This is a genomic window from Rathayibacter sp. AY1E6, assembly GCF_002931115.1.
In the GTDB taxonomy this organism is placed as follows: domain Bacteria; phylum Actinomycetota; class Actinomycetes; order Actinomycetales; family Microbacteriaceae; genus Rathayibacter.
This window is the reverse complement of record NZ_PSVK01000002.1, coordinates 309,006-329,368: the sequence shown is the minus strand read 5'-3', so window position 1 is coordinate 329,368 and position 20,363 is coordinate 309,006. Positions and strand designations below refer to the sequence as shown.

Sequence of the window (20,363 nt, the reverse complement as noted above, 5' to 3'; positions counted from 1 at the left end):
AGGGTCCAGGTTCCGAGAGTTCGCAGTGTGCCGCCAGGCGGGAGCGCGCGGCGGCCGCCGGACGCCGTGGGCAGGGGTGCCGCCCTATGCTCGATCCGGTGACCAGGATCATCGCCGGATTCGCCGGCTCGCTCACCCTCCGGGTCCCGCGCGCGGGCACCCGCCCCACCAGCGACCGCGTGCGCGAGGCCGTCTTCTCGGCCCTCGAGGCCCGGGACGCCCTCGACGGCGCGACGGTGGTCGACCTCTACGCGGGCTCCGGCGCCCTCGGGCTCGAGTCGGCCAGCCGCGGAGCGAGCGCGGTCGTCCTGGTCGAGCGCGACCCGAAGGCCGCCCGGACCGCGGGCGAGAACGCACGGGCGATCGTGACCGCGGCTGCCAAGAACAAGCGGCCCGCCCCGCGGATCGAGGTGGTGACCGGCTCGGTCCGCTCCTTCCTCGACGGGTCCCCGGCCCTCAACACGGACACGGTGTTCCTCGACCCGCCCTACGACCTCGGCGAGGACGACCTCGCCGCCGATCTCGCCGGCGTGCTGCCGCTGCTGCGCGAGGACGCGGTGGTCGTCGTGGAGCGGAGCTCCCGCAGCCCGGAGCCGCGCTGGCCCGCGGGTCTGGAGCGGGAGCGGAGGAAGGACTACGGCGAGACCACGATCTGGTGGGCTTCACCGGCGTCGCCCGTCTCGCCCGCTTCCTCCGCGGCCGGCTGACCGGCCTCAGCCCGCCGCGCCGTCCCAGCCGAGGTACGGGTCCCAGCCCCCGCGCCCCTCGAGCGCGACCCCGCCCAGGCGCACCTCCGGGTCCCCCTCGCGGACGACCCCGAGCGGGACGAAGCCCTCCGGCAGCGCCGCGGCGGGCGGGAAGCACGCGAGCATCGCGTGGTCCTCGCCGCCTCCCAGCACCAGCGCCCTCGCCAGGTCGAGGTCCACGCCCTCCACGCCCGTGAGCCCGCGCGCGTGCACGTCGACCGCCGCGGCATCGAGGTCGATCGCCACTCCGCTCGCACGCGCCATCCGACGGGCGTCGAGCACCACGCCGTCCGAGACGTCCATCATCGCGGTGGCGGTCCCGCCCGCGGCCTCGCCCGCGGAGATCGGCGCGGTCGGGCGCAGCTGCGCCTCGAGGAGGGACGGATGCCGCTCGCGGAGCCGGGCGGCGAGGTCGGCCGACGGCTCCCCGTCCCGCCGCGCCTGCTCGAACAGCAGGCGCAGCCCGAGCCCCGCTCGTCCCAGCGGACCGGCCACGGCGAGCACGTCCCCCGGCCTCGCACCGCTGCGGAGCACCGGCGGTCGTCCGTCGAGCGAGCCGAACGCCGTGATCGAGAGCGTCAGCGTCGCGGAGGCGGACAGGTCTCCCCCGACGACTCCGCATCCCGGCGCCATCGCGGCGCAGCCGGCGGCGAGGCCGCCCGCGATCCCCTCCAGCACGTCGACGCCCAGCGACTGGGGTGCCGCGAGCGCGACGACGAGCCCGGTGGGACGGGCCCCCATCGCCGCGACGTCGGCGAGGTTCGAGGCCGCCGCCTTCCAGCCCAGGTCCGCCGGGCGCGACCAGGCCAGCCGGAAGTCGGGGCCGTGCACCATCATGTCCGTGGTCACCACGAAGCGGCCGTCGGGAGCGCGCAGCACCGCGCAGTCGTCGCCGGGCCCGACCAGGGTCTCCGCGCCCGGGCCGCCGAGCCGGGCCAGCACCCTCGCGAGCACCTCGCCCTCGCTGAGCTCGGCCAGGGTGGGACTCCGATCCTCTGCCATGGTTCACACGCTAGCGTTGACGGCGATGTCCCCCCGCCGACTCCGCTCCCCCCTTCTCGCCGCCGCCGCCGTCCTGCTGCTCTCGGGCTGCTCGGCCAGCGTCGCCCTCGAGCCCGCCGCCGATGCGACGAGCACCGGCTGCGCGGAGGTCTCGGTGCGCCTGCCCGACGTGGTCGCGGAGCAGCCCGAGCGCGAGACGAACGCTCAGGGCACCGCCGCCTGGGGCACCCCGGCCGCCGTCATCCTCCACTGCGGAGTCGAGGTGCCCGGCCCGACGACGGACCTCTGCGTGAACGTCAGCGGAGTCGACTGGATCATCGACGAGACGCAGAAGGACGAGGACATCTACACGCTGACCACCTACGGTCGCGATCCCGCGGTGGAGATCACCGTCGACCAGAGCCGCGCGTCCGGATCCTCCGCCGCGCTCGACCTGGCGAACGCCGTCTCCTACGTCCCGCAGACGCGCGAGTGCACCGACGTCTCGGACGCCGACACCCTCGATCCGACGGACACGCCCACCGGCTGAGCTTCAGCGTCAGACGCCGAGGGCTCGACTCGCTGCGGTGAGCGCACCATCGGAGGTCGCCCCCAGCTCGCGCGCGCGGGACGCGAACACGGCGGCCGCGGCCTGCAGCTCGCGCTCCAGCGCGTCCACGCCTCCCGCGACGACCGTGCCCGCACGGCCGCGCGTCTCGACCAGGCCCGCCGACTCCAGCTCCCGGTAGGAGCGGGCGACCGTCCCCGCGGCGACGCCCAGCGTCTCGGCCAGCGCGCGCACCGGCGGCAGCCGCGTGCCGACCGGCAGCTCGCCCGCGGCGATCAGAGCGGTGATCTGCTCACGGATCTGCTCGAAGGGCGCCGCGGCCGCGCCCGCCTCGACGCGGAGCGCGAGCGCCGACGTCATCGGGCGGCGACCGGGACGCGGTCGAGCGCCGAGTCGAGCAGCTCGCTGATCAGGTCCGGGTAGTCCACGCCGCTCGCGCCCCACATGCGCGGGAACATCGAGACCGGCGTGAAGCCGGGCATGGTGTTGATCTCGTTGACGACGAAGCCGTCGGCGGTGAGGAAGAAGTCGACCCGGGCGAGGCCCTCGGCTCCGATCGCGTCGAAGGCGCGGATCGCGAGGGACCGCATCTCGGAGAGCTCGCCGTCGGTGAGATCGGCCGGGCAGACCAGCTCGATGCCGGACGCCCCGAGGTACTTCGCCTCGAAGTCGTAGAAGCCGCGGCCGGTGACGACCACCTCGCCGGCGACGGAGGCGCGGGCCGGAGCACCGCGGCGGCCGCCGAGCACGCCGATCTCTACCTCGCGGCCGACGATGCCCGACTCGATCAGCACCCGCGAGTCGTGCGCGAACGCCTCCTCCAGCGCGGCCTCGAGCTGCTCGCGCTCGTCGATCCGGCTGACGCCCACGCTCGAGCCGGCCCGCGCCGGCTTCACGAACGCGGGCAGGCCCAGCTCGTCGAGGGCCGAGGAGGCGTCGCCCGGGTCGGCGCGCCACTCCGCCTCGGTCACGAGGTACCAGGGCGCCACCGCGAGGCCTGCGGCCCGCAGCACCGTCTTGGTGAAGTGCTTGTCCATGCCGAGCGCCGACGCGAGCACGCCCGAGCCGACGTAGGGCAGCCCGACGAGCTCGAGCATCCCCTGGACGGTGCCGTCCTCGCCCCACGGGCCGTGCAGGATCGGCAGAACCACGTCGACCTCGCCGAGCGAGCGCGTCGCGCCGTCCTCGGTCGTCACGGTGAGCTCACGCGAGAGGGCCGACTCCGGCCAGCGCACACGGGAGCCGTCGTCCTCGACGCGGGGCAGCGACGCGGCATCGAGAGCGAACTTCTCAGGACGGTCCTCCTCGAGCACGAAGGCGCCGTCGGAGGTGATCCCGACGGGGATCACCTCGAAGCGGTCACGGTCGATCGCCCGCAGCACCCCGGCCGCCGTTGCGCAGCTGATCGAGTGCTCGCTGGAGCGCCCCCCGAACAGAACGGCCACGCGGAGCTTGCTGGTCATCGAGGTTCCTCTCACCCTGTGGCTCGTCCGAATCCGTGGTCAGGTGCGGCGCGATGTCCTTCGGATCGAGCGTACCGGCGAGCACCTGCGACACCTGCTCGACGATGGGCATGTCGACTCCCCTGGCGCGCGCCAGCTCGAGGACCGGCGCGACGGAGGCGAGCCCCTCCGCCGTCTGCTGCATCGACTTCACCACGTCGGTGAAGCTGTAGCCCTGGCCGAGCAGGCGCCCGGCCGTGTTGTTGCGCGAGAGGGACGAGCTCGACGTCGCGATGAGGTCGCCGAGCCCAGCGAGTCCGGCCATCGTCTCGGCCCGTCCGCCGTACGCGACCGCGAAGTCGGTCATCTCGGCGAGACCGCGCGTGATGATCGATGCCTTCGTGTTCTCGCCGTAGCCGACGCCGTCGACGATGCCGATCGCCACGGCGATGAGGTTCTTCAGCACGCCGCCGAACTCGGTGCCGATCACGTCGGTGTTGACGTAGGAGCGGAAGTAGCGGTTGGTCGCCGCGAGAGCCACCTCCTGCGCGGTGACGAGGCTCTCGGAGGCGATGACCGCCGCGGTCGGCTGCTCCTTGGCGATCTCGAGGGCGAGGTTGGGCCCGGAGGCGACGGCGATCCGGTCGAGAGAGACCGGCAGCATCTGCGCGATCACCTCGCTCATCCGCTGGCCGGTGCCCTTCTCGACGCCCTTCATCAGGCTCACCAGCACCGTGCGCTCGGTGAGGAACGGCGTGATCGCCTCGAGGTTGCTCCGCAGCGACTGCGACGGGATGGAGAGGTAGACGTGGTCCGCGCCCTCCAGCGCCTCCTCGATGCGCGGCGTGGCCCGGATGTTGCGCGGGAGGTTGATGCCGGGGAGGTAGTCGCTGTTGCGCTTGGCCTCGGTGATCTCGCGGGCCAGCTCGGCGCGGCGCGCCCACATCACGACGTCGGAGCCGCCGTCGGCGAGGATCTTCGCGAACGTGGTGCCCCAGCTGCCGGCGCCGAGGACGGCGACGCGGCGGGGCACGGGGATGGGCGCCTTCCTACTTCTCGGACTCAAAGCGACCCGTGCCCTTCTGGTTGTGCTCGGAGGGGTTCCAGCGCTTCTCGGGCGCCGCCTCGCCGCGCAGCTCCTCGAGCAGGGCGGTGATCGCCGCCATCACGACCGCGGAGGCCTCGTTGAGGGTGGCGGAGTCGAGGCTGCGTCCGCGGAAGGCGGACAGGTCGACGGGGTCGCCGACGATCACGTCGACGCGCTTGCGGCGGAAGAGGGTGATCCGCTTGGAGTAGCGGCCCATCAGCTGCTGCGCGCCCCAGTGCGCGACCGGGACGACAGGCAGGCCGTACTGCAGCGCCATCCGCACCGCTCCCGTCTTGCCGCGCATCGGCCAGAGCTCGGGGTCGCGGGTGAGGGTGCCCTCGGGGTAGATGATGACCGAGCGGCCCTCGTCCACGAGAGCCTTGGCGGTCTTCAGCGGCTCGCTGCCGCGGACCGAGCCCGAGCGCTCGACGGGGATCTGCCCGGAGCCGCGCAGGATCGAGCCGAGCACGGGCACCGAGAACAGCGAGGCCTTGGCGAGGAAGCGCGGTGCGCGGCCGGCGCGCCACAGGGTCCAGCCCGTGATGATCGGGTCGATCTCGCTGTAGTGGTTCGGCGCGAACACGAAGGCTCCGGTGCTCGGGATCTTGTCGCCGTTCCGGATCCGCAGGTCGACCGAGGCGGTCATCACGGGGATCACCGCCGCCGCGAGGAACCAGAAGATGGACGGACGGCTTCGCTCAGACACCCGCCCATCCTCGCATCCCGCATCGGAGGGGCCGCGTCCCCACGCCCGGGAGCAGCGGGGCCCCGCGGTGGGAGGAGCCGCCCGGCCGCCGGGTACGGTACCGGCACGCCCCGTCCGCGTCGCCGCCCGTCGCCGTGGGACGCCGTCGGCCGAGCGCTCGGCCGACTCGCCGACTCGCCGATCGCGCTGTCCGGCCTGGTGCTCCTGATCGTGTGGGGAGTCGTGCTGCTCGCCACGCAGGCCGGACGCGACGCGGCTGCGCTCGGCGACGGCCTCCTGCTGACGCTCGCGGTCCTCGTCGGCGGCTCGGCGGCCGTCGCCCTCGTGATCGGCGGGGTCGACGCCCTCTGGCGCGTGGCGGTGGCACCGCTCGCCCACGTCGAGGCGGAGGCGACCGGCGGCGTCGCGGTCCTCGGACGCGGCCGGCTCGGGGCGGGCCTCCGTCGTATCGAGCCGCGGTTCCCGCTGCCGACGCTGCGGCCCTACGCGGTGGTCGTGCCGCGCCGCCGGGGACTGACCGTCTCCTTCGGCGACTGGGGCGTCGTCGTGCCCTGGGCGCGGATCGCGCGGCTGGAGCGGCGGTGGGTGCTGGTGGGCCTGCGTCCGCGCGAGGCCCTCGAGGTCGTCCTGGCCGGCACGCGGCGCGGACGCCTGACGCTGGTCCTGGTCGAGTCGCCCGGACCGCTGGGCCTGCGGCCCGCGCCGGAGACGACGCTCGCGCTCCTCGAGAAGCGGATCCGGGGACGCCTGGAGGAGGACGTGGAACCGCCCGCGTGGGGCGCGCCCGGGCGCGACAGGACCCCGGGCCGCTGAGGACGGTCGTCCTCCGCGGCACCGGGGTCCCGGTGGGCGGCTACGCGTCGAGCGAGAAGTCGGCGCCCAGCAGCTCGAGCTTGGTGAGGAAGTTCTCGTAGCCGCGGCTGATGATGCCGACGTTCGAGACCGTCGAGGTGCCCTCGGCCGAGAGCGCCGCGATCAGGTGCGAGAAGCCGCCGCGCAGATCCGGCACGACGATGTCGGCGCCGTGCAGCTTCGAGGGTCCCGAGATCACGGCCGAGTGCATGAAGTTGCGCTGCCCGAAGCGGCAGGCCTGCCCGCCGAGGCACTCGCGGTGGATCTGGATGGTCGCGCCCATCTCGACGAGCGCGTCGACGAAGCCGAAGCGCTGCTCGTAGACGGTCTCGTGCACGATCGAGACGCCCTTGGCCTTCGTGAGCGCCACGACCAGCGGCTGCTGCCAGTCCGTCATGAAGCCGGGGTGCACGTCGGTCTCGATGATGACCGGCTTGAGCTCGCCGCCCGGGTGGTAGAAGCGGATGCCGTCCTCGGCGATCTCGAACGCGCCGCCGACCTTGCGGAAGACGTTGAGGAAGGTGGTCATCTCCTGCTGGCGGGCGCCGCCGACGAAGATGTCGCCGTCGGTCGCGAGGGCCGCGGCCGCCCAGGAGGCCGCCTCGTTGCGGTCGAAGAGCGCGCGGTGGGAGTAGCCGGTGAGCCGGTCCACGCCCTCGATGCGGATCACCCGGTCGGTGTCGACCGAGATGATGGCGCCCATCTTCTGCAGGATGTTGATCAGGTCCATGATCTCGGGCTCGATCGCCGCGCCCGAGAGCTCGGTGATGCCGGAGGCGCGCACCGCGGTCAGGAGGACCTGCTCGGTCGCTCCGACGCTCGGGTAGGGCAACGACACCTTGGCGCCGTGCAGGCCCTCGGGGGCCGACATCCGGATGCCGGAGGGCAGCTTCTCGATCACCGCGCCGAAGTTGCGGAGGACCTCGAGGTGGTAGTCGATCGGGCGGTCGCCGATGCGGCAGCCGCCGAGGTCGGGGATGAACGCCTCGCCCAGGCGGTGCAGCAGCGGGCCGCAGAAGAGGATCGGGATGCGGCTGGAGCCGGCGTGCGCGTCGATGTCGGCGAAGTGCGCGGACTCGACGTTGGAGGGGTCGAGGATCAGCTCGCCCACCTCGGCGCCCTGCTTCACCTTGACGCCGTGGACTTCGAGCAGGCCCTTCACGACGCGGACGTCGCTGATGTCGGGCACGTCGCGGAGGGTGGAGGCGGTCTCGCCGAGCAGCGCCGCGACCATCGCCTTGGTGACCAGGTTCTTGGCCCCCTTGAGCTCGATCCGGCCCACCAGCGGTCGCCCGCCGTTGATGGTGATCCGCTCGGTCGTCATTCCCACCCGTGCTCCCGACGCCTTGGCGTCCTGCAGGGCCTTGGCGTCCTGAAGAAGTGTGTTCACGCTATTTCACCGGCAATGTCTTGGGCCGCCAGCTCTCGCGGCGGGTCTCGAATTCGGAAATGAGCGCTTCGTCGCGCAGGGTCAGGCCGATGTCGTCCAGGCCCTCGATCAGGCGCCATCGAGTGTAGTCGTCGATCTCGAAGTCGAAGGTCTCGCCACCGGCGGTGACCGTACGCGCAACCAGATCCACCGTCGGTTCTATTCCCGGGGTGCCCTCGATGATCTCCCACAGCCGCTCGACGTCGGGCTCCGAGACGACGGCCGCGAGCAGTCCCTGCTTGCCGGCGTTGCCCCGGAAGATGTCGCCGAAGCGGGGGGAGATGACGACCCGGAAGCCGAAGTCGCGCAGCGCCCAGACGGCGTGCTCGCGGCTGGAGCCGATGGCGAAGTCGGGGCCGGCGACGAGGATGCCGGCGCCGCGGTAGCGCTCCTGGTTGAGGACGAAGTCCGCGTCCTGCCGCCAGCCGTGGAAGAGCGCGTCCTCGAAGCCGGTCTTCGTGATGCGGCGGAGGTAGATGCCGGGGAGGATCTGGTCGGTGTCGACGTTGGCGCGCTTCAGGGGCGCGGCGATCGCGGTGACGGTCTCGAACTTCTGCACGCTCAGACTCCTGCTCTCTCGCGGACCGGCTCCAGATCGGAGGGACTGGAGAGGGTGCCGCGCACGGCCGTGGCCGCGGCGACGAGGGGCGAGACGAGGTGGGTCTTCGCCCCCTTGCCCTGACGACCCTCGAAGTTGCGGTTGGACGTGGAGGCCACGCGCTCCCCCAGGACGAGCTGGTCGGTGTTCATCCCGAGGCACATCGAGCAGCCGGCGAAGCGCCACTCCGCGCCGAACGCGGTGACGATCCGGTCGATCCCCTCGGCCTCGGCCTCGAGCCGCACCCGGGCGGAGCCGGGGACGACCATCACGCGGACGCCGGGGGCCTTGGTGCGCCCCTCGACGACGGCAGCGAAGGCCCGCAGGTCCTCGATCCGCGAGTTGGTGCAGGAGCCCATGAAGACCACGTCGACCGGGATCTCCTTCATCGGCGTGCCGGGCTCCAGCGCCATGTACTCCAGCGCTCGCAGAGCGCTGGCGCGCTCGTTCGGATCGTCGAGGACGTCAGGGTCCGGTACCGCCTGCGAGAGCGAGACGCCCTGGCCGGGGTTCGTGCCCCAGGTGACGAACGGCTCGAGCGCGTCGGCGTCGATCACGACCTCGGCGTCGAACACGGCGCCCTCGTCGCTCGGCAGCGTCCGCCAGTAGGCGACCGCGGCGTCCCAGTCCTCGCCCGCCGGAGCGTGCGGGCGGCCGTGCAGGTAGGCGAAGGTCGTCTCGTCCGGCGCGACCATGCCGGCCCGCGCACCCGCCTCGATCGACATGTTGCAGATCGTCATCCGGCCCTCCATCGAGAGCGCGCGGATCGCGGAGCCGCGGTACTCGAGGATGTAGCCCTGGCCGCCGCCGGTGCCGATGCGGGCGATGACCGCGAGGATGATGTCCTTGGCCGTCACCCCCTCCTTCAGCGTGCCCTCGACCGTGATCGCCATCGTCTTGAAGGGTTGCAGCGGCAGCGTCTGCGTCGCCATCACGTGCTCGACCTCGCTCGTGCCGATGCCGAAGGCGATCGCGCCGAACGCGCCGTGCGTGGAGGTGTGCGAGTCGCCGCAGACCACCGTGACGCCGGGCATCGTCAGGCCCAACTGGGGGCCGACGACATGCACGATGCCCTGCTCGACGTCGCCCAGGGAGTGCAGGCGGACGCCGAACTCGCCGGCGTTGCGGCGCAGCGCGTCGATCTGGGTGCGGCTGATCGGATCCTCGATGGGGCGTCCGATCTCGAGGGTCGGCGTGTTGTGGTCCTCGGTGGCGATGGTGAGGTCCGGCCGGCGCAGCGGGCGCCCCGCGGCACGCAGGCCGTCGAACGGCTGCGGGCTGGTCACCTCGTGCAGCAGGTGCAGGTCGATGTAGAGCAGGTCGGGAGCGCCGTTCTCGCCCGCGACGACGACGTGGTCGTCCCAGACCTTCTCGGCGAGGGTGCGCGGCTTCTCGGCTCTCCTGCCGGTCCCTGCTCCACTCGACGCGGGCGCGGCTGTGCCGGGTGTGGTCTCGATCATGACGGTTCCTTCTCCTCCTGGAGTCGCTGCTCGGCCGGGCGAGGCACCGCGACGAGGGAGGCCGTCAGTTCGAGGTCTCGTCGCGGCACGGAAGGAGGTGCGGGCCACTCAGCATGGACCGAGAATAGCACCGCGCTCCCCCGCCTCCCGGGCGGGCGCGGCACGGAGTCGCCCGGCTCAGGCGCGGGCGTCGAGCACGGCGTCGACGACGACGACGGTGACGTTGTCCCGTCCGCCGGCCTCGACCGCCGCACGCACGAGCGCCTGAGCGAGGTCGGCAGGGTCGCCGGAGTCGCGGCGGGCGAACAGGGCGGCGATCCGCTGGTCGGAGAGCTCCTTCGTCAGCCCGTCGGAGCAGAGCAGGTAGCTGGCGCGCGGCACGACGGGCAGCGTCCAGACGTCCGTCTCGACCTCCTCGTCGGCGCCGAGGGCGCGGGTGACGATGTTGCGGTCGGGATGCGACTCCGCCGACTCGGGGGTGAGCAGGCCGGCCGAGACGAGCTCCTGCACGGCGGAGTGGTCCACCGTCAGCTGCTGGAGTTCGGCACCGTCCCAGCGGTAGACGCGGGAGTCCCCGACGTTGAACAGCGCCCAGCGGGCCGGGCCCGCGGGCTCGGGGAGCACGAGCATCAGCCCGGTCAGCGTCGTGCCGCAGAGCGCACCGCCCACGTCGAGCGCGCGCACGGCCGTGTTGGCGCCCTCCACCAGGTCGAACACCGCGTCCACCGGACCCAGGCTCGTCGGCCGGTTCTCGCGCAGCGCCTCGACGGCGGCTGCGCTCGCGAGGTCCCCTCGTGCGTGCCCGCCCATCCCGTCCGCGACTGCCAGGAGCAGCTCGTCGGCGAGGAGGGCGTCCTCGTTGACGCGGCGGACGGCGCCGACGTCGGTGCTGCTGCTGACGGCGAGCCGCAGCGCCCCCTGGGGCAGGTCGACCGTGGTCGTCGTCATCGCGGGATCACTTCTCCTCGGCGGAGGACCGGGCGTCGTCCGCGACGACCTCGGGGTGCCCGTCGTGCAGCTGGATGTGGCGGTGCTCGCGGCGCATCTTCGCCAGGCTCGCCAGCGTCGCCACGGTCATGCTCAGCACGATGACCACGAGCGAGGTGATCGTGTCGATGTCCCACACCGGCACCGGCTCGCCCCCGTTGAGGAAGGGCAGGTCGTTCTCGTGCAGGGCGTGCAGGACGAGCTTCACGCCGATGAAGGCGAGGATGAACGCGATCCCGTACTTGAGGTACTCGAGCTTGTCGATCAGCCCGCCGAGCAGGAAGTAGAGCTGGCGGAGCCCCATCAGCGCGAAGACGTTCGCGGTGAACACGATGAAGGGGCTCTCGGTGATGCCGAAGATCGCCGGGATCGAGTCGAGCGCGAAGAGCAGGTCGGTCGAGCCGATCGCGAGGAACACGATCAGCATCGGCGTGAAGTGGCGCGTGCCGTCGATCGTGGTGCGGATCCTGGAGCCGTCGAACGAGTCCGAGATCTTGACGCGGCGGCGCAGGAGCCGGATGAGCAGGTTGTCGGTGCCCTCGTCCTCGTCCTCCGCGCCGAACGCCTGGTTCCAGGCCGTGTAGACCAGGAACGCGCCGAAGAGGTAGAAGATCCAGCTGAAGCTCTCGATGAGCTGCGCGCCGAGCAGGATGAAGACGCCGCGGAAGACCAGCGCGATGATGATGCCCACCATCAGCACCTCCTGCTGGAGCTTCGCCGGCACCGCGAAGCGGCCCATGATGATGACGAAGACGAACAGGTTGTCGACCGAGAGGCTGTACTCGGTCAGCCAGCCTGCGACGAACTGGCCGGCCAGCTCGCCGCCGCCGAGGATCAGCATCAGCAGCGCGAACACGAGCGCCAGCGACACGTAGAAGCCGACCCACAGCCCCGACTCCTTCAGGCTCGGCACGTGCGGGCGCTTGTAGACCAGCAGCAGGTCGGCGGCGAGAATCAGGCTCAGGACGACGAACGAGCCGATCACGAACCAGACGGGCAGATCGAGCATGGGGGCCTTCCGAGTGGATGAGGGGCCGAAAGTCTCTCCCCGGGGAGCGGACGGCCGTGTCGGTCCGCGTCACCCGTCCCGCCCCGGCGCCGCGCAGGGGCGGTGCGTACTGACGGGAGCGGAAAGGTCGGGATACTCCCCTTCGCGGATGCGATCCTAGCGCCGATCCGGCCGGGCACCGCCGCGGGCGGGAAAGCCGGACCGGGGTGGACACCGGAGCGTTAAACGAGAAGAACCCCCGGGATGACCGGGGGTTCTTCTCGTGTTGCCGTGGTGACCCCAGCGGGATTTGAACCCGCGTTACCGCCGTGAGAGGGCGACGTCCTAGGCCGCTAAACGATGGGGCCGCGTTTTTGCAACTCGAAGAGTGTTGCACACGGATCAGCATCCGTGCAAATCGAGCGGCCCGCCGATCCGCTCGCCGACCCGCAGGCCCTTGCCCGCCGCTCGCCGACGCGATTGGCTCGGGGCATGAGACTGACGAAACTCGAGCACGCCGCCGTCCTGATCGAGGAGGACGGCGCCCGGCTGGTGATCGATCCGGGGTCCTTCACCCGGCCCGTCGAGGGGACGACCGACACCGTCGCCGTGGTGCTCACCCACGAGCACGCCGACCACTGGACCCCGGAGCAGCTGCAGCGCCTGCGCGACGCGGCCCCGTCGCTGCGGATCCTCGGCCCGGCCGGGGTCGCCGCCGCCGCCGAGGGCTTCGACGTCGAGACGGTCGCCGACGGCGATGTCGTGACGGTGGGCCCGTTCGAGCTGCGCTTCTTCGGCTCCCGTCACGCGGTGATCCACCGCAGCATCCCCGTGATCGACAACGTGGGCGTCCTGGTGAACGGCCGGGTCTACTACGCCGGCGACTCGTTCACAGTGCCGGAGGGCGTCGATGTCGAGATCCTCGCTGCTCCCTCGGGAGCACCGTGGATGAAGATCGCTGAGGCGATGGACTACGTGCTCGAGCTCGCCCCGCGGCACGCCTTCGCGACCCACGAGCAGGTGCTCTCGGAGGCGGGGCGCTCGCTCGGCCACGACCGGCTCGGCTGGGCGGTGCGCGAGGGCGGCGGCGAGTACCACGCCCTCGAGCCGGGCGACGTGCTGGAGCTCTGACGGCGGGACTCGCCCGCGATCACTCGTACCATCCAGGCGCCCGCTCCTCGTGCCGTGGCTCACCGGACCGGCGGAGCCGCCGTCGCCCGAGCGCGAGAAGCAGCAGGGAGAGGCCCAGAGCGAGGATGCTCGGCGGGACGGCGACGAGGAGCGCCGGGCCCGGAGCGACCGCCTGCAGGACACTGCTCGCGCTCGGCTGCCCGTCGGCCACGCCGACCACGAGCGCTATCGACGGCGACACGACGATTAGGGCTGCCAGCCACGCTGGAACCAGGACGAGGGCCGGAGCGAGCGACGGTGTCGACGTCGATCGCCGAAGTGCCAGCGCCGCACACGGGAGGACGAAGACGAGCGCTCCAGGAAGGAGCCCGACCGCCGCGAGGAAGAGGAGGAGGGAGGCGAAGCCGGGTTCCACGAGCGCTCCGAGTCCCGCCAGCGCCGCCGTCACGCCGATCGGGAGGAGGGAGACGGCTGCGGCCCACCCGAGAACGCGCAGCGCGCGGGGCTCCGCGCCATCGGAGACGTCGATCACGAGGTCCTCGAGGGGGCCGGCGAGCGTCGGCCGCCGGTGAAGCGAGGGGTCGACGACCCCTCACGGCCTGCTGGAGTCCTGGCGGTGCAACGACGACGGCCGGGCCGGGGGCGCGCCCCGGCCCGGCCGTCGATCCGATCCCTCACCGGATCAGTAGTACTCGCCCTGGCGGTAGTCCCAGGAGTTGAACTGCTCGGCGAGGTTCAGCATGATGCGCTCGTAGTCGAGGCCGCGGCGGATCAGCACGGGGCCCGGGGTGATCGAGCGCTCGCCGCCCTGCACGGGGATGAGGGCGCCCGAGGCGTCCACCATCGAGACCATGACGCCCTGCTCGTGGCGGGAGTCCTCGTCCTTGTCCGGCTGGATCGAGGAGACGTAGGAGTCGGCCGAGACGATGACGTCGGCCTCGTTCTCGATCCGCTCGCCGATGTTCGCGACGCGGCCGCGGTTGCCCACGCCCGAGGGGTTGGCCGAGCTGGCGAAGGTGAGGGTGCGGTCGCGCTCCCACATGGTGGCGACCAGCTGCTCGGCCGGGCGGCCGAAGCGGATGACGAAGCAGCTGGTGCCCCGTCCGTCGCGGACCAGCTCGCGGGCGTCCTCGTCGATCAGGTCGACGGCCTCGGCCTTCCACGGGAGGATGCAGCCGAGCAGGACGTCCTGGTCCCAGTGCTTCTGGTAGAAGGCGAGGACCTCCTCGTTGAGCTCGGCGAGCTCGGTGAGCTGCTCGATGCTGGAGCAGAGCACGACGCCCGGCTTGTTGCGGTTGCGCTGCTTGGCCGAGAACTTGCGCTCGAGGCCCGCTCCGTCGGTCGTCATCAGGATGTAGCCGACCTTGGTCGCGCAGACGACCAGTCCACCGGGGGCGTAGAGCGCGTCCACCGCTTCCGCAGGAGCCTGCTCACGCCATTCGATCACCGTCGTGCTGGTCATTCTTTCCCTTTCGTGGTGTCCAGAGACGCCATGGGCGGGGCCCCGGCCGAGCGGAAGCCTAGCGGATCGCCTCCCGTCGTCCGCGGCGGTGATGCCGCGAACGGACGCGCACCGGGCTCCGGATCGACTCCGGTGCCCGGTGCGCGCCCGTCCGCGCCGCGCGCGCCGACGGGACGGCTCAGGCGAGGGCCGTGAGCGAGCCTCGCGCGAGCGTGTTGACGGTCAGATGGAAGCCGACCAGCGAGGCCGGAGTCGACTCGTCGACCGGCAGCGTCGGCACTCCGAGCGCGTGCACCGTGAAGAGGTAGCGGTGCGGGCGGTCACCGGGCGGCGGGGCCGCACCGGCGTAGGCGAGCGACCCGAGGTCGTTGAGCGCCGGGCGCCCCACTTCCGTCGAGCCGGCGGCCAGCTCGGTGACCTCCTTCGGGATGTCGACCAGGACCCAGTGGTGGATGCCGCCGAGGGTCGGCGCATCGGGGTCGAACACGGTCACGGCGTACGACTGCGTGCCCTCGGGGCCGGCGCTCCAGCGCAGGGACGGGCTGGTGTCGCCGCTCCCCTGGGCCTCGGCGAGCCGCTCGCCGTCGGTCACGTCGTCGCTGGACACCTCCAGGGGCGCCGTCGCGGGCAGGAAGTCGAGCGGGTGCGGGGGCGTGCTCCTGGTCAGATCGGTCATGTCGTTCTCCTTCTCTCTCAGTCGGTGACTCGGCCGCGGACGCCGTCGAGCCAGTAGTCGGAGTGGCGGTCCGCGGTCGCCGCGTCGCGGAACGAGTACGTCTTCAGCAGCCAGCGGAAGCGGGTCTTGTCGCGGTCCTGAACGTCGACGAGCTGACGGCTGTGCAGGCCGTCCTGGTTCGCGATGATCAGCAGGTCCGCGTCGCGGATCCGGTGGTACTGCTCGCTGACCTTCGAGAGCGCATCGCGGAACTGCCAGAGCGCCCACAGGTGCGGCAGGTCGTCCGGGTCGGCCGGCACCGTCCGGGTGTCGTAGTAGCGGAAGCTGTGCTCGTTCTCGAGCAGAGCGTGCTGGTCCGACACGATCTGGTTCTTGTTCTGGGCGCGCGAGAGCTCGTCGAACGGGGTGATGTAGACCGCCTCGCGCAGGAGCGCCTGGTTCTCGGGTGAGATGAAGCGCAGGATCTCGCGGCCGTCGACGTACTTCGTGTAGACGAGGTCGGTCTCGGGCGTGCGCAGTCCCAGGAGCGAGATGAAGTCGGCGCGCACCGGGTGCGCGGTCCGCTCGTTGTGCCAGTACAGCTCGCCGTCGGTCTTCTGCGTCTGGGTGTTCGAGAAGCGGTTGTCGGCGTAGACGTCCTGGAAGAAGTCGCCGTTGTTGCGGGTGGCGTACGCGAGCAGCGGCGAGCCGAGGTACTGCGACTGCAGCTCGAGCAGGCCCTCGCCGACGAACGTCAGCTTCTTGCGGTACTTGTCCTCGAGCGCGTCGTCCTGGTCGAGCCAGGGGATCTCGTCGTCGACCGGGTTGTTCGAGATCAGGTGCGCGTAGGTGATCTTCTCGTCGCGCTCGCGCCGGATGCGGGCGAGCGCGTCGACGAAGCCCTGCGGGACGTCGCCGCTGTCGATCAGCGCGGCGATCGCGTCGCGGAAGCGGTCGTAGTCCTTGTAGGGGTCGATGGCGACCGCCAGCAGCGACTGCTGGAGGGTCGATCTGTCGGAATCGGAGAACGTGTAGATGGGCTGCATTGCTTCACTCCTTGCACGTGGATGAGGGATGCCGCCGGCGGGCTCGTCCCGGACTTCCTCTGTCACTCCGCTTCCGCGGTGACGGCCCTCCTCTCCTGTCGTCGCATCGAGACGGCCCCGATCGTCTGCGCGAGGACCGCGAGGACGACGAGGACGATGAGGGTCGGCGCGGTCCCTCCCGTGAGGGGGACGAGTATCCCGGCGCCGACGAGCAGGACGGCCTGGAGGATCCCCTGGTTGCGCTCCAGTCCGCGCATCACCGCGACCCGGGCGCCGTCCTCGAGCCCGTTCATCGCCGGCGCCAGGGCGATCATCGTCGCGGGCCGCACGAAGCCGCCCGCGATCCCGAGCAGGGCCAGGCCGGCGATCGCGGCGCCGAGCACCCCGAGGGTGGTCAGGGCGAGGCCCAGCACCTGGGTGAGCGCCGTCAGCCGGAAGACCAGGGGCGTGCCGGCGATGAGCGGCGAGAGCCGGGCGGCGGCCAGGCCGGCGAGCGTGTAGAGGCCGAGCACCAGGCCGAACGCGGGCAGCGTCAGACGCAGCTCCTGGAACAGCAGCAGCGGGATCACGAAGGTGTAAGCGGCGAGCAGGACGGCGCGGTTCACGGAGTAGTAGAGGGACCAGAAGCGCACCGCGGCGGGCAGGACGGCCGGCCGCACGGCGCGCGCCGCCACTCCCGAGGCGGCGCTCGCGCCGAGCGGCAGGCGGGCAAGGAGCACCACGGCCAGCGCGGCGCACGACACGAGCGCGCTGAGGAGGAACGGCAGCCGGTCCCAGAGCGCGAGCGAGGCGGCCCCGAGCACTCCCGCGCCGAAGGAGGCGAGGAACATTCCGCTCTGCACCCGCGTCTCCTGGCGGCGAGCATCGGCTCCGGCGCGCAGCGAGGAGGCCAGCGCGGCGTCCCGCCCGGCCGTCAGCGAGAAGCCGCAGCCGGCGAGCAGCTGGCTGATCACGACGGCGACCGGATCCGCGTCCAGCACGATCACGACGAGGCCCAGTGCCTTCACGCCCTCGCCGACGACGAGCGCGCCCGCCGAGGACAGGCGGCGTGTGAGCGGCGAGAGCGGGCCGTCGGCGAGCGCCGCCACCACTCCGTAGAGCGCCAGCAGCAGCGCCACGGCCAGGATCGGGTAGCCCCGCGCCAGCAGGAACACCGCGACCACGGGCAGGTGGAAGTAGGCGCGCGAGACGATCCGGTAGACCGTGATCAGCCCGGCGGCGCTGCGGCCGCGCGGGGCGTCCCCGCGCCCGAGGTCAGACAAGGGAGGGCACGACGACGCGCAGTGCGTCGGCGCCCACGTCGCCCTGACGGACGATCGACGCGCCGCCCACGAGGGAGACGATCGTGCTGCTCATCGTGGAGTCGGGGGCGGTGGTGCTGCGGATCAGGTAGTCGCTGTCGCCGCCGAGGTGCTCCGCGGCGAGGTCGAAGTCGACGAGTCCGGTCGACACCGTGCCGCTGATGTTGGCGGAGGTGGCCGCGAGCGGCAGGCCCGCGAATATCGAGAGCAGGTTGATCGGGGCGCTGAGGTTGTGCACGACCGACACCGTGTCCTGGCCCGAGGTGACCCAGTCCGGGACGACGGGCTTGCGGCGCAGGATGACGTTCAGCGGCCCCGGCCAGAACGCTGCGACGAGCGCGTCCATGTCGGCCGTCTCCGGGGCGAAGGCCCAGGTCGCCCAGTCGCGGGGCGCGGAGACGAAGAGGGTGAGCGGCTTCGCGCCGTCCCGCTTCTTCATGTCGTAGAGGCGGAAGCAGGCGCTGCGCGAGAAGGGGCTGGCGAACACGCCGTAGTTCGTGTCGGTCTGCGCGATGACGGTCGCGCCCTCGCGGAGCTCCTGCCCGACGCGCCGGAGCTCGTCGAGATCGGTCGCGTCGATGATCTGTGCCGTCATGGGTCGTGCTCCTGCTGCGCTCGGGCGCGTCCGGGCGGGGCCGGATCGCGTCGCTGTCGTGTGGCCCGCTGACGGCGGCGCCCCACGGAGGGCGCCTGGCGGGTCGGACGGCGGAGGCCATCCGGATGCGGGTGACCACGGAGGAGAGATGCGGCTGCGTCCTCCCCCCGAGGACGTCTGCCCGGTGAAAGTAGCACGGTGCGCATCCGGCCCCTTCGTGTTCGCGACGCTGCATGACGAAAGAAGTCGTCGACGTCGGGGAGCAGGGTCGGGGATCGGTATGTTCCGCTGACGCGCCGCATCTCCGCGGCGTTCTCCCGGCTCCGCGGATCCGCGCGATCGTCCGTCTGGCGGCGCACCACGGCCGGGGCTGGACGGCTCGCGGCGACCCGGTCTCCGGGCCCTCCCGCTCCTCGACAGAAGGACCGCCCATGACCGACTACTGGCCCGCGCTCCTCATCCTGCTCACGATCGTGGCCGTCGTGGTCCTGATCGTCGTGCTGAAGGTCGAGCCGGTGATCGCCCTCCTCGTCTCGGCCCTCGGGCTCGGCCTCGTCTCGGGGCAGGGCGGCGAGGGGACGGTGACCGCGATGACGTCCGGATTCGGCGCGGTCCTCGGCGACATCGGCCTGCTGATCGCGCTCGGCCTGCTGCTCGGATCGCTCCTGGAGGCGCTGGGCGTGGCCCCGCTGCTCGCCCGCTGGCTCGTGAAGCGCTTCGGTCGGCGCGCGCTCCCGGTCGCCTACGCGCTGACCCTGGGCGTCGCCTTCCCCTCGATCTACTCCGACGTGCTGGTCGTGATGAGCGCACCGCTGACTCGTCTGGCCTCGCGGGGGCTCGGTGCCGGTGGCTACGGGCTGCTGGCCGGCTCCTCCATCGTCGGGATGATCGTGGGCGTGGTCTTCGTCGTCCCCGGAGCCGCCGCGCTGGCCACGGCAGGCATCGCGGGCGCTCCCCTGCCGTCGATGGTCGCCATCGGCGCCCCGCTGGGCATCGTCACCATCGTGCTGACCGTGCTGGTGTACAGCGCCCTGGTGAAGCGCGGCGGCTGGCGGGACGAGCGCGACCTCGAGGGCGGGGCGGTCCCGGGGCCCGCTCTCGAGCCCGAGGCGGGCGCGGCCACGGGAGGCACGGCGCTCGCGACGCGGCGGGTGCCGCTCGCGCTGGCCGTCGCTCCGATCGCCCTCACCATCGTGCTGATCGCCGCGAACTCGCTCACCCAGCTGGCCGAGCTCGACGTCCCCCTCCTGCGGTTCCTCGGCGACGCGCACATCGCGCTGCTGGCCGGCTTGGTGCTGGCCTACGCGACGGCACTGCGGACGCTCCCGAAGGGCGCCGTGGCCACGGCACTGGGCGGAGCACTGACCCGCAGCGGCCCGATCGTCGTCCTGACCGGGGTCAGCGGCAGCCTCGCCGCCGTGGTCGGAGGAACCGGGGTCGGCGACGCGCTCGCCGGCGCCTTCGACGGGCGGGCCCTCTCGCCGATCCTGCTCACCTGGGTCGTCGCGGCCGTGCTGCACGCGGCGATCGGCTCGGTCTCGACGGCCGCGATCACCGCGGTCGGCATCGTCGCCCCGCTGATCCCCGTGCTCGACGTGAACCCGGCGCTGATCGCCCTGGCCGCCGGCTCCGGCGCGCTCTTCCTCGGGATGGTCAACGCCAACGCGTTCTGGCTCTTCAAGTCCGTGCTCGGCCTCACCGTGCGGGGCACGTTCACCGCCTACTCGCTGACGCTCTCGATCGCCTCGGTGATCTCGCTGCTGGCGCTGCTGGTGGCGGGAACGTTCGTCTGAGCGTCGGCCGGCCCCCACGAGGCCACGCTCGCGAGGTCGGCGCCGAACTCGACCCGGAGGCGCACGGGCGCGCCCCCGCGCAGCACGCCCGGCAGCCAGAGGCGGGCGTCATCCCACATCCGCTCGAACGGCACCTCCTCGACCGGGACGAAGGCGGCGGCGAGCTCGCTCGACTCGGTGACCTCGCCGGTGACGCGGCGGCAGAGGAAGACGTGCGAGCGCTGGCTCCAGGCCGGCCGGTGCGGGAAGGAGTAGTCGAGCACGCCGCGCGGCTCCAGATCGGCCGCTCGGGCGACGAGCCCGGCCTCCTCCTGCAGTTCGCGGACGGCGGCGGCGACGGGCGACTCGCCGGGCTCGAGCTTGCCGCCGGGAGCGACCACGCGCCCCTCGCCGAGGCCGCGGCGCTTCCGGCCGAGCAGCACCTCCGCGCCCCGCGGGCCCTCGCGGAGGACGTAGACGACGCACACCTCGGGCAGTCCCACCGCGCACCTCCGCTCGCCGGGGCCGGGAGCCCGGCACCGCCGTCGTAGGCTAGC

The 20,363-nt window shown here is 72.2% G+C and carries 22 protein-coding genes and 1 tRNA gene; 5 read left to right on the top strand and 18 right to left on the bottom strand.

The window, feature by feature from the left end; genetic code table 11:
* Window positions 1-98: 98 nt before the first annotated feature.
* On the top strand, window positions 99-707 hold the full coding sequence (locus tag C5C46_RS03260) for an RsmD family RNA methyltransferase (RefSeq protein ID WP_104223136.1): 609 nt from the start codon (window positions 99-101) through the stop codon (window positions 705-707).
* A 6-nt stretch (window positions 708-713) separates the two neighbouring features.
* On the opposite strand, the gene thiL is transcribed toward C5C46_RS03260, so the two are convergent.
* Window positions 714-1,748 (bottom strand): thiamine-phosphate kinase, encoded by a 1,035-nt coding sequence (gene thiL, locus C5C46_RS03255; protein ID WP_104225623.1) that lies wholly within the window; start codon window positions 1,746-1,748, stop codon window positions 714-716.
* A 25-nt stretch (window positions 1,749-1,773) separates the two neighbouring features.
* Here thiL and C5C46_RS03250 point away from each other — a divergent pair, with 25 nt between their 5' ends.
* A complete protein-coding gene (locus C5C46_RS03250; RefSeq protein ID WP_104223096.1) occupies window positions 1,774-2,277 on the top strand; it encodes a DUF3515 family protein in 504 nt (167 codons plus the stop codon).
* Between the two features lie 9 nt (window positions 2,278-2,286).
* Here the strand turns inward: C5C46_RS03250 and C5C46_RS03245 are convergent, their stop codons facing one another.
* Genes C5C46_RS03245 through C5C46_RS03230 form a run of 4 tightly spaced genes read right to left on the bottom strand, consistent with a single transcriptional unit; the run spans window position 2,287 to window position 5,530 of the window.
* Window positions 2,287-2,655, bottom strand: coding sequence for a GntR family transcriptional regulator (locus tag C5C46_RS03245; protein ID WP_104223095.1), 369 nt, complete (start codon window positions 2,653-2,655; stop codon window positions 2,287-2,289).
* Complete coding sequence (locus C5C46_RS03240) at window positions 2,652-3,758, bottom strand: D-alanine--D-alanine ligase family protein (RefSeq protein ID WP_104223094.1); 1,107 nt, start codon at window positions 3,756-3,758, stop codon at window positions 2,652-2,654. Before C5C46_RS03240 ends, C5C46_RS03245 begins: the two co-directional genes overlap by 4 nt.
* Complete coding sequence (locus tag C5C46_RS03235) at window positions 3,655-4,770, bottom strand: NAD(P)H-dependent glycerol-3-phosphate dehydrogenase (protein WP_181027083.1); 1,116 nt, start codon at window positions 4,768-4,770, stop codon at window positions 3,655-3,657. The genes C5C46_RS03240 and C5C46_RS03235 overlap by 104 nt, the downstream gene beginning before the upstream one ends.
* A gap of 16 nt (window positions 4,771-4,786) precedes the next feature.
* A complete protein-coding gene (locus C5C46_RS03230; RefSeq protein ID WP_258059294.1) occupies window positions 4,787-5,530 on the bottom strand; it encodes a 1-acyl-sn-glycerol-3-phosphate acyltransferase in 744 nt (247 codons plus the stop codon).
* Between the two features lie 198 nt (window positions 5,531-5,728).
* Between C5C46_RS03230 and C5C46_RS03225 the strand changes: the two genes are divergently transcribed.
* Entirely contained in the window at window positions 5,729-6,343 is a 615-nt protein-coding gene (locus C5C46_RS03225) for a hypothetical protein (protein ID WP_104225621.1), read from the top strand.
* Between the two features lie 40 nt (window positions 6,344-6,383).
* On the opposite strand, the gene murA is transcribed toward C5C46_RS03225, so the two are convergent.
* The 6 genes from murA to C5C46_RS03195 all read right to left on the bottom strand — a co-directional run bounded on the left by murA (window position 6,384) and on the right by C5C46_RS03195 (window position 12,212).
* On the bottom strand, window positions 6,384-7,706 hold the full coding sequence (gene murA / locus C5C46_RS03220) for a UDP-N-acetylglucosamine 1-carboxyvinyltransferase (RefSeq protein WP_181027099.1): 1,323 nt from the start codon (window positions 7,704-7,706) through the stop codon (window positions 6,384-6,386).
* Between the two features lie 67 nt (window positions 7,707-7,773).
* On the bottom strand, window positions 7,774-8,370 hold the full coding sequence (leuD, locus tag C5C46_RS03215) for a 3-isopropylmalate dehydratase small subunit (protein WP_104223089.1): 597 nt from the start codon (window positions 8,368-8,370) through the stop codon (window positions 7,774-7,776).
* 2 nt (window positions 8,371-8,372) lie between these two features.
* Window positions 8,373-9,869, bottom strand: a complete 1,497-nt coding sequence (gene leuC, locus C5C46_RS03210; protein ID WP_104223088.1) for a 3-isopropylmalate dehydratase large subunit — start codon at window positions 9,867-9,869, stop codon at window positions 8,373-8,375.
* A gap of 177 nt (window positions 9,870-10,046) precedes the next feature.
* A complete protein-coding gene (locus C5C46_RS03205) occupies window positions 10,047-10,817 on the bottom strand; it encodes a PP2C family serine/threonine-protein phosphatase (protein ID WP_104223087.1) in 771 nt (256 codons plus the stop codon).
* 7 nt (window positions 10,818-10,824) lie between these two features.
* Entirely contained in the window at window positions 10,825-11,865 is a 1,041-nt protein-coding gene (locus C5C46_RS03200; RefSeq protein ID WP_104223086.1) for a TerC family protein, read from the bottom strand.
* 271 nt (window positions 11,866-12,136) lie between these two features.
* Window positions 12,137-12,212, bottom strand: a tRNA-Glu gene (locus tag C5C46_RS03195).
* A gap of 124 nt (window positions 12,213-12,336) precedes the next feature.
* Between C5C46_RS03195 and C5C46_RS03190 the strand changes: the two genes are divergently transcribed.
* Window positions 12,337-12,975 carry an MBL fold metallo-hydrolase gene (locus C5C46_RS03190; RefSeq protein ID WP_104225619.1) on the top strand — a complete coding sequence of 213 codons (639 nt, stop codon included), beginning with the start codon at window positions 12,337-12,339 and terminating at the stop codon, window positions 12,973-12,975.
* A 19-nt stretch (window positions 12,976-12,994) separates the two neighbouring features.
* On the opposite strand, the gene C5C46_RS03185 is transcribed toward C5C46_RS03190, so the two are convergent.
* The 6 genes from C5C46_RS03185 to C5C46_RS03160 all read right to left on the bottom strand — a co-directional run bounded on the left by C5C46_RS03185 (window position 12,995) and on the right by C5C46_RS03160 (window position 18,034).
* Window positions 12,995-13,507 (bottom strand): hypothetical protein, encoded by a 513-nt coding sequence (locus tag C5C46_RS03185; protein WP_104225618.1) that lies wholly within the window; start codon window positions 13,505-13,507, stop codon window positions 12,995-12,997.
* A 150-nt stretch (window positions 13,508-13,657) separates the two neighbouring features.
* Window positions 13,658-14,437, bottom strand: coding sequence for an L-threonylcarbamoyladenylate synthase (locus C5C46_RS03180; RefSeq protein ID WP_104223084.1), 780 nt, complete (start codon window positions 14,435-14,437; stop codon window positions 13,658-13,660).
* Between the two features lie 178 nt (window positions 14,438-14,615).
* Window positions 14,616-15,113: a YbhB/YbcL family Raf kinase inhibitor-like protein gene (locus C5C46_RS03175; RefSeq protein ID WP_104223083.1), complete on the bottom strand. Its 498-nt coding sequence runs from the start codon at window positions 15,111-15,113 to the stop codon at window positions 14,616-14,618.
* Window positions 15,114-15,130: 17 nt separating this feature from the next.
* On the bottom strand, window positions 15,131-16,138 hold the full coding sequence (locus C5C46_RS03170; protein WP_104223082.1) for a TauD/TfdA family dioxygenase: 1,008 nt from the start codon (window positions 16,136-16,138) through the stop codon (window positions 15,131-15,133).
* Between the two features lie 62 nt (window positions 16,139-16,200).
* Window positions 16,201-17,400, bottom strand: coding sequence for a hypothetical protein (locus C5C46_RS03165; RefSeq protein ID WP_104225617.1), 1,200 nt, complete (start codon window positions 17,398-17,400; stop codon window positions 16,201-16,203).
* Entirely contained in the window at window positions 17,393-18,034 is a 642-nt protein-coding gene (locus tag C5C46_RS03160; RefSeq protein ID WP_104225616.1) for an L-threonylcarbamoyladenylate synthase, read from the bottom strand. The genes C5C46_RS03165 and C5C46_RS03160 overlap by 8 nt, the downstream gene beginning before the upstream one ends.
* Window positions 18,035-18,465: 431 nt before the next feature.
* Between C5C46_RS03160 and C5C46_RS03155 the strand changes: the two genes are divergently transcribed.
* Window positions 18,466-19,827 carry a GntP family permease gene (locus tag C5C46_RS03155; protein WP_104225615.1) on the top strand — a complete coding sequence of 454 codons (1,362 nt, stop codon included), beginning with the start codon at window positions 18,466-18,468 and terminating at the stop codon, window positions 19,825-19,827.
* Here C5C46_RS03155 and C5C46_RS16735 read toward each other — a convergent pair.
* Entirely contained in the window at window positions 19,755-20,309 is a 555-nt protein-coding gene (locus C5C46_RS16735; protein WP_181065444.1) for an 8-oxo-dGTP diphosphatase, read from the bottom strand. The genes C5C46_RS03155 and C5C46_RS16735 overlap by 73 nt on opposite strands.
* Between the last annotated feature and the right edge of the window lie 54 nt (window positions 20,310-20,363).

What these genes read in the sequence shown, in the direction of transcription:
- thiL (WP_104225623.1), bottom strand. Translation starts at nt 1,748, where the DNA reads ATGGCAGAGGATCGGAGTCCCACCCTGGCCGAGCTCAGCGAGGGCGAG.
- C5C46_RS03250 (WP_104223096.1), top strand. Translation starts at nt 1,774, where the DNA reads ATGTCCCCCCGCCGACTCCGCTCCCCCCTTCTCGCCGCCGCCGCCGTC.
- C5C46_RS03245 (WP_104223095.1), bottom strand. Translation starts at nt 2,655, where the DNA reads ATGACGTCGGCGCTCGCGCTCCGCGTCGAGGCGGGCGCGGCCGCGGCG.
- C5C46_RS03240 (WP_104223094.1), bottom strand. Translation starts at nt 3,758, where the DNA reads ATGACCAGCAAGCTCCGCGTGGCCGTTCTGTTCGGGGGGCGCTCCAGC.
- murA (WP_181027099.1), bottom strand. Translation starts at nt 7,706, where the DNA reads ATGACGACCGAGCGGATCACCATCAACGGCGGGCGACCGCTGGTGGGC.
- leuC (WP_104223088.1), bottom strand. Translation starts at nt 9,869, where the DNA reads ATGATCGAGACCACACCCGGCACAGCCGCGCCCGCGTCGAGTGGAGCA.
- C5C46_RS03205 (WP_104223087.1), bottom strand. Translation starts at nt 10,817, where the DNA reads ATGACGACGACCACGGTCGACCTGCCCCAGGGGGCGCTGCGGCTCGCC.
- C5C46_RS03200 (WP_104223086.1), bottom strand. Translation starts at nt 11,865, where the DNA reads ATGCTCGATCTGCCCGTCTGGTTCGTGATCGGCTCGTTCGTCGTCCTG.
- C5C46_RS03190 (WP_104225619.1), top strand. Translation starts at nt 12,337, where the DNA reads ATGAGACTGACGAAACTCGAGCACGCCGCCGTCCTGATCGAGGAGGAC.
- C5C46_RS03180 (WP_104223084.1), bottom strand. Translation starts at nt 14,437, where the DNA reads ATGACCAGCACGACGGTGATCGAATGGCGTGAGCAGGCTCCTGCGGAA.
- C5C46_RS03175 (WP_104223083.1), bottom strand. Translation starts at nt 15,113, where the DNA reads ATGACCGATCTGACCAGGAGCACGCCCCCGCACCCGCTCGACTTCCTG.
- C5C46_RS03170 (WP_104223082.1), bottom strand. Translation starts at nt 16,138, where the DNA reads ATGCAGCCCATCTACACGTTCTCCGATTCCGACAGATCGACCCTCCAG.
- C5C46_RS03160 (WP_104225616.1), bottom strand. Translation starts at nt 18,034, where the DNA reads ATGACGGCACAGATCATCGACGCGACCGATCTCGACGAGCTCCGGCGC.
- C5C46_RS03155 (WP_104225615.1), top strand. Translation starts at nt 18,466, where the DNA reads ATGACCGACTACTGGCCCGCGCTCCTCATCCTGCTCACGATCGTGGCC.